4 protein-coding genes and 1 pseudogene are annotated in these 6,672 nt (G+C 68.3%); all 5 read left to right on the top strand.

Annotated elements, in window-relative coordinates; translation table 11 throughout:
• Nucleotides 1-531 (top strand): annotated as a pseudogene (locus tag D7Y11_RS16255) (hypothetical protein); the annotation flags it as partial.
• Complete coding sequence (locus D7Y11_RS43825) at nucleotides 521-2,692, top strand: hypothetical protein (protein ID WP_172811219.1); 2,172 nt, start codon at nucleotides 521-523, stop codon at nucleotides 2,690-2,692. The pseudogene D7Y11_RS16255 and the gene D7Y11_RS43825, both read left to right, overlap by 11 nt.
• Nucleotides 2,689-4,023 carry a hypothetical protein gene (locus D7Y11_RS16240; RefSeq protein ID WP_126934148.1) on the top strand — a complete coding sequence of 445 codons (1,335 nt, stop codon included), beginning with the start codon at nucleotides 2,689-2,691 and terminating at the stop codon, nucleotides 4,021-4,023. Before D7Y11_RS43825 ends, D7Y11_RS16240 begins: the two co-directional genes overlap by 4 nt.
• 49 nt (nucleotides 4,024-4,072) lie before the next feature.
• Nucleotides 4,073-4,840: a DUF3592 domain-containing protein gene (locus tag D7Y11_RS16235; RefSeq protein ID WP_126934147.1), complete on the top strand. Its 768-nt coding sequence runs from the start codon at nucleotides 4,073-4,075 to the stop codon at nucleotides 4,838-4,840.
• An 84-nt stretch (nucleotides 4,841-4,924) separates the two neighbouring features.
• Nucleotides 4,925-6,664: an N-acetylmuramoyl-L-alanine amidase gene (locus D7Y11_RS16230; RefSeq protein ID WP_126934146.1), complete on the top strand. Its 1,740-nt coding sequence runs from the start codon at nucleotides 4,925-4,927 to the stop codon at nucleotides 6,662-6,664.
• The last annotated feature ends 8 nt before the right edge of the window (nucleotides 6,665-6,672 follow it).

Raw genomic sequence — 6,672 nt, 5'->3', positions numbered from 1 at the left:
GGCGTGGAGTCCGTGTCCTCGGCGATGGACCTGCGGGCGCGCCTGGAGGGACGCCTGCAGCGGGGCGGCTTCCGCCAGGGGGCCTTCGGTCCGGACTACGAGTTGGCGCGCTTCCAGGTGGCGGGGCCGTCCTCAGTGCCACAGGCGGATGCGCCGTTCCCGGACGGGGCCTCGGTCTATGGGGAGGTGATTCTCAGTTGGGATTCCGAGGGGCTGGGCGTGCTGGGGAAGCGCCATTTCCGTCTGACGATGGGGGCGGAGGCCTTCAATTGGGGCCGCGTGGACGTGGATGGGCGGCTGGAAGCGCAGGTGTTCCACCGCGACCTCACCCTGGCTGTGGGCGGATTGGCGGCGGGCGCGGGCCAGCCAGGGGCGCGCGTCCTCGTTTCAAGCGAGGCCCGGTGGCGCTTCCTGGGCGGAAAGCTGTACGCGGTAGGGCAGGGCGGCACGCTGCTGTTTCCCACACTCGAGGGGACGCTGCGGCCGGGGGCCTTCGCGGCAGTGGGCCTGGGGGTGGACAATGTGCGCTGATCAACTGCGGCGCAGCGGAGGCGGCCTCATTGTGATGGTGGCCCTCCTCGCCTCGGGCTGCGCTTCGTTTCCCGCGAAGACGCGCCACGGTGCCACCCTGGCGTTCAGCGCCTTGTCCATGCCACCCCAGGCAGCGAGGACCGCGGCGGCAGGTGTGTACCAGGACGAGGAGCCGGGTCCTGCGGCTGGGGAACACGCGGTGGCTCCCCTGGGTTTTCGGCGTGGCCCGTTGTCCGAAGCGGTCGCGAGGGCGCGAGGCACGGGTGAGGCGGACGGTGTCACCTGCGGTGACAAGGCACTGCCTTCCGGTTGGCCTCGCCTGGATACGAGCCGGGAGGTGCTCACGCCCTTCCTGGCATGTGACTCGCCCGCGGCGTTCGTGGCCATGCAGCGCGGGGTGGACATGGCCGCGCTGGTGGAATCGCTGAGGGACTGGGACGCCGTCCGCCTCGGGGCCCTGGGGCCACTCGACGCGCGGGCCTCTGAGGCCCTTGGCCGCAAGCGCGCGGCGTTCCTTGTCGCCACCACCGAGAAGTACGGCGTGCCGTATGCCGAGGTCCTTGCTCTCTTCGTCCTCCATACGTCCTTCGACGATGAGCTGCGCGAGGTGGTGCGACTGCTGGCGCGCGACAAGCAGTTGGGGGAGACGCTGGGGAGCATGGCCACCGTCCGCGAGGAGCTGACGCGGCGGGGCCTGGCGCTTGAAGGGTTCCCGGAGCGAGGAGAGCAGGGCCGGGATGTGCTTCGCGGGTTGGGACGCGCGGGCCGGGACATGCTCTCCAGCACTTCCGTGAGTGGTGAGGTCCGGTACACGGAGCTCATGGCGATGCGAGAGCAGTTGCCGCCGCCGTATCAGGCCGCTCTCGACGAAGTGCGGAAGGCGTTGATGGAGCGCCACTACGCACCGGGAAGTGTTTCGGCCGGAGCTTTTGATCATCTGACCTTCGGCGTGCCACTGGGCTTCTTCCACCTGGTGGCTGGGACGGGGCACGGGGCGTACTCGCTGACGCAGGGTCAGTACGAGCAGGCCACGCGTGAGCTGGCGCCGGCAGCACTGGCGGTGGCGCTGTATGCCGGGGGCAAGGGTGCACGGGCGCTTCTCGAGGCGCGCGGAGGACTGCGGCGGATCCAGATGCCGGCATTGGACCTGGACGGGCTGAACGCGCTGATGGGCCGCCTGGAAGAGCAGCTGGGCGTCAACGCCGGCCGCGACCTGCTGCGCTACCTCCAGGCCAGCCGGGAGGGCGCGTGGGTCGCCGCCGAGTGGGGCGAGGCGGGGTTGCTGGCACTGTACGAGGCCCGCGGAAATCCGGCGAAGGCGCAGGCGATGCTGGCGGAGGCCCGTCGCGAGTCCGCCCGAGCCGCGGCGACGGAGGGCGTGGCCGGGAAGCGGGCTGGCAGCGCAGCTGTCCTGTCACAGGACGCCGGCGCGTCCGCCGTGGAGGCGGCGAAGGCAAAGCTGCTCCAGGCGGAACTGGAGGCCTCGGGTCCACGCCTCCCGAAGGATGTGGAGCTGTTGAATCAAATGGCGCCCAAGCTGGATGCACCTCCAGCGGGAGTCGAGAAGAGCGCGGGCCTCTGGCACGACTACGTCGCCTACAGAGAGCGGCGGCTCCAGGAGATTCAGAGCGGTGCTGACGTCAAGGGGCCCCTGAAGTGGGCGGGCTACCAGGAGATGTTTGCCAACTACGCCCGCGGACTGGCCTTCGAGAAAGCCATGGTTGCCCTCCTGGAGGCGGATGCGGCCCTCCCTCGGGCGCAGCGCCGATGGCTCGGAGACTTCGACCAGCCTCGCATCGAGACGCACGTGGGAGTAAAGAAGTCGGACCTGCGCTTCGCGGACGTGCTCGTCATCGAGGAACGGCCAGCTCCCGGCACTTCTCCTCGTGTGGAGACCTTCAGCTTCAAGAGCCGAAACCTTTCGCAGTCAGGGGCCGACGCGCTCAAGGCGCAAATGATCGAGGACGCGAGCGCGGCCTTGAGGTACTACGGCGAGATGCTGAACATCCGACGCCCTGGCATGCAGATAGATGCGCGGGTTCAGAGAGTTCGCTTGATCTATGAAGGTGGAGGCTTCAAACCCAGGAGCGTAAAAGACCTGGCAGGCGCTTTAAGAGATACGCGTAAGGCAGTTCAGGAAGTGGAGGTCGGGTTTCAATGAAGTATCTGAACCTGCCGGAGTCAAGGTCAGCGGACTATCTCGCGCTGTCATTGGAAGCGACGTTTGACAGTGCGACCTCAATTGAGGAGGAACTGGGACCGTTCTTCCAAGCTCTTGAGGAGCATGCGGGCGATTGGATGCCAGATGTTGTTGGGGGGAAGCGTGACCGCAAGTATTCCAGGGATGCCACCTGGAAGGCTCTCAAGGAAAGGCGCATGGAGAGGATCACGTTCATTGGATTGTATCGAACGCAAGAGCCTGCGTTGGATATGTCATTGAGCCTTCGGTTTCCTCCGCTCCCCTCTGATTTTTCCGTCTTGATCCACATTGATTCGCTCCCGCTGTTTTCCGAGAAGGCGCCGTGCGCTCGACTTGTGGAGCTGGTTCGTGCGTGGGCATTGCGCTATCCGCCTTCGTACGCATCGGCCCATAGTTCCGCCGATGAACAATTGGCAGGCGCTCCCTACTTTGGCCGGGATAACGAGACCGCTTGGAGGGATGGCTTCGATAAAGTGTATGAGCTCTCCTGGCTCAATGTCTTCGGTCCCAAGTTGGTGGAGACGGTAGGCCGTGAGCGGGTGCTCTCGACTCCTGCGCACCTCGTAGAGGAACTCCCCAACGGTTCCGTCCTGCTAGTGCTGCGGCCCACGGCCGCCGACTTCGCCAGTGAGGAAGCGCGCGTGGCGCAGGCGCGTGCCCATGTGCACCTCAGGCCGGAGCTTGATTTCGGCACGGTGCTGCGGGCTCTGAGAGAGCGCAGTGCCGCGCTCGCTCCGGTGGAGCCCCGCTACGACCCCGATCTGGCGCCGCTCCTCTCCCGTCTGCCATACGAATTCGCCATCAGCGAGCGGCAGAAGAAGATTGCTGAATTCAACGCCTTCCGGCCACCCGAGCCGGAGGAGTGGCTCCCGGTCGCACTCCCGGCGGACGTCGAGAATCCGGAGCGTGTTCTCAGCGACTACGACGACCTGTCAGAAGGCCTCGTGGCGGCGCTGCACACCAAGGTGCCCACCATCTTCGATGAGACCCCTGAGTCCCTGACGGACCTCGACTTCTATTTCTGGAAGGAGAGCTTCCCGAAGCGGTACCTGCGAGACCTCATCGACAGTCACACCGCACCGGCCCTGGGAGCCTACTTGGGGCGTACGCTGGTCCGGCGGCTGGGCGGGACATGGGTGCCACGGCAAAAGCTGGAGGAGTCGCAAGTGCGTGTCGGCAAGCGCGTCTGGCTCCCCTTCCTTCGCGCCCGCCGGTACATGCAGTCTTGCGAGGCGCTGCTGGACTACTCTCTCACCCAATTCTTCCGGGAAGCGGAGCGGCACCGGGGCTGACCTGGAATCGGGCGCTGATCGCGATCGTGAAGTAGGCTTCGCGCCCGCCATGCAGCTCGCCATCCCCCATGCCCCCCGCAGCGTCAAACTCGCCCAGGTGCCTGGGGCCGTGGCGCGGTTGGTGCGCGGGGTGGTGCTGGGCCTGGTGATCATCACCGTGCTGGGCCTGGGTGCCAGCTACGCCGGCCGCTACTTCATCGAGGAGCAGCGCTTCACCTCCAGCGCGGAGCTGGTGGACGCGGTGGTGGGCGCGAGTCATGCGCCCCCTCCGAGCCAGCACGAGGACGCGGAAGGCACGCTGGACGTCCTCTACACGTTCGCGGGCGAGGATCACTCCGTGTCGGGCGTGCGCACGGCCGCGGAACATGCCGCGGGCCTGGGCCACGGTGCCCGGGTGCAGCTGCTGGTGGATCCGTCCCAGCCGGGGCGGCCTCGCGAGGCGACCCATGCTCGGGCCCAGGCGGCCCGGGTGGGCCTGCTGCCTTGGGGCCTGGGCCTGGGGGCGCTGGTGGCCCTGGGCGGCTTCGCGTGGGAGGTGCGGCGGCTGTGGCGCCGGGAGGTGGTGCCCCTGCGCCTGGGCGCGCTGGTGTGGCTCACTCCGGACGATGGCTACCTGCCGGAAGGGAAGGGCGAGGCCGTATTCCCCGCGCACTTCTTCCGCCACGACGTGAAGCACGCCGTGCGGGCGCGCTGCCGCCCCCAGCGGGCCCCGGTGCGCAATGGCGGCAAGGTGCTGGCCGCCGTGGTTCCCTCCGAGCCGGGGTGGTGCCGCGTCATCGACGAGGAGCTGGCGCGGACGCTGGGCTGGGTGCGCTGACGGACGGACAGGTGGGGTTGAAAAGTTGCTGGCCCCCAGAGGCCGTGTGACACACGCCTGTAGCTGCAACGTCCGGAGGCTTCCATGCGCGTTCGCTTCTCCCACTTCGTGCTGCCCGTGCTGCTCCTCACGGCCCCGAGCGCCGTCGGAGCCGGCAAGCGCAACGAAGCGGAGGAGGCGTACCAGCAGGCCCGCCGCGCCTACTACGCGCTGAAGGACGACGCGTCCCGCCGCAAGCTGCGCCACCACTGGCTCAACGTGGTGCACCGCTTCGAGGCCGTGGCCACGCGCTTCCCCAAGAGCGACCGCGCCCCCGATGCCCTCTTCACCGCGGGCGACCTGCTCCAGGAGCTGAGCCGCATCTCCTTCGTGGACGAGGACCTGCAGTCGGCCATCTCGGACTACTCCAAGCTGGTGGAGGCGCACCCGAAGCACCGGCTCGCGGATGACGCGGCGCTGGCGCTGGCGCGCATCCACGTCAACCGCCTGGACAAGCCGGAAGCGGCCCGGAAGGTCCTCAACGAATCGCTGGCCACCAACCCCAAGGGCGACCAGGCCAAGGAGCTGAAGTCGCTGCTGGCCTCGCTGCCCCCGCCCAGCAAGACGCCGCCCCCGAAGCCCACCGTGAAGCCGCTGCCCCCGGTGGTGAAGTCCACGCCGGACACCGCCGTCGCCGCCGCGCCCTCCAGTTCGCCGCTGGTGGATGCGATCTCCAAGCTCGCTCGCGAGCCGTCGCCGGTGCTGCCGCGCCTGGATCCGAACGTCCCGGCCTCGGGCTCCGAGACCTCGACGAAGGACTCCTCGGCGAACATCGTGGACGCGCCCACCGTCGCTGACCGGGCCGTGGACGCGAAGGCTCCGGAGGCGATGGCGTCCTCGCACGGGACGTCGAAGCCGGAGGCCCGCGTGGAGGTTCCGGCCGTGGCGTCGAAGGCTCCGGCTCCGGTGGTGGACAGCGCCCCGGTCGCTCCGAAGCCGGCAGCCCCCGTGGTGCTGGCGTCGAAGCAGGAGACGAAGCCGGAGGCTCCGCGCCCGGTGACGGCGCCGGTGGACGCGCAGGTGGCGCAGGCGCGGCTCAAGGCCGTGGCGAAGCAGTCGCGCCACGCGGAGCTGACGCTAGCGGAGCAGCTGGGGCTGAAGGTCCGGCGCGTGGTCATCGACCCGGGCCACGGCGGCCATGACTCCGGCGCGGTGGGCAAGGCGGGGACGAAGGAGAAGGAGGTGGCCCTGGCCATCTCCAAGAAGGTCGCGGACGGCCTGCGGGAGAAGGGCCTGGAGGTCGTGCTCACCCGCGACGACGACACCTTCATCCGCCTGGAGGACCGCGCGAAGCTGGCCAACGAGGCGCACGGCGACCTGTTCATCTCGGTGCACTGCAACTCGGCGGCGACGCACAAGCTGCGCGGCATCGAGACATACACGCTCAACACGTCCGCGGACCGCTACTCCATCCGCCTGGCCGCTCGCGAGAACGCTTCCTCCGAGAAGGGCATCAGCGACCTCCAGTTCATCCTGGCGGACCTGGCCACCAAGGCGAACACGGAGGAGTCGTCGCGGCTGGCGAACGCCGTGCAGCACAACCTGGTGACGGGCCTGTCCGGCCAGTACGACGGCATCAAGGACCTGGGCCACAAGGAGGCGCTGTTCTACGTGCTCCTGGGCGCGAAGATGCCCGCCATCCTGGTGGAGACGTCCTTCCTGTCGCACGCGGAGGACGAGAAGCGCCTGGCGTCCGAGCGCTTCCAGGACGAGGTGGCGAAGAACATCGTGCTGGGAGTGGAAGAGTTCCTCGGTGATCGCCGCCGCATGGCCAAGGTAGACTGACGCGTTCG

This window comes from Corallococcus sp. AB018, from assembly GCF_003986945.1.
GTDB classification, from domain to species: domain Bacteria; phylum Myxococcota; class Myxococcia; order Myxococcales; family Myxococcaceae; genus Corallococcus; species Corallococcus exiguus.
Note: the sequence above shows the minus strand (reverse complement) of the source record. Positions and strands in the feature narration are given on the sequence as shown.

Coding starts and splice junctions, on each gene's coding strand:
- D7Y11_RS43825 (WP_172811219.1), top strand. CDS start 521: ATGTGCGCTGATCAACTGCGGCGCAGCGGAGGCGGCCTCATTGTGATG.
- D7Y11_RS16240 (WP_126934148.1), top strand. CDS start 2,689: ATGAAGTATCTGAACCTGCCGGAGTCAAGGTCAGCGGACTATCTCGCG.
- D7Y11_RS16235 (WP_126934147.1), top strand. CDS start 4,073: ATGCAGCTCGCCATCCCCCATGCCCCCCGCAGCGTCAAACTCGCCCAG.
- D7Y11_RS16230 (WP_126934146.1), top strand. CDS start 4,925: ATGCGCGTTCGCTTCTCCCACTTCGTGCTGCCCGTGCTGCTCCTCACG.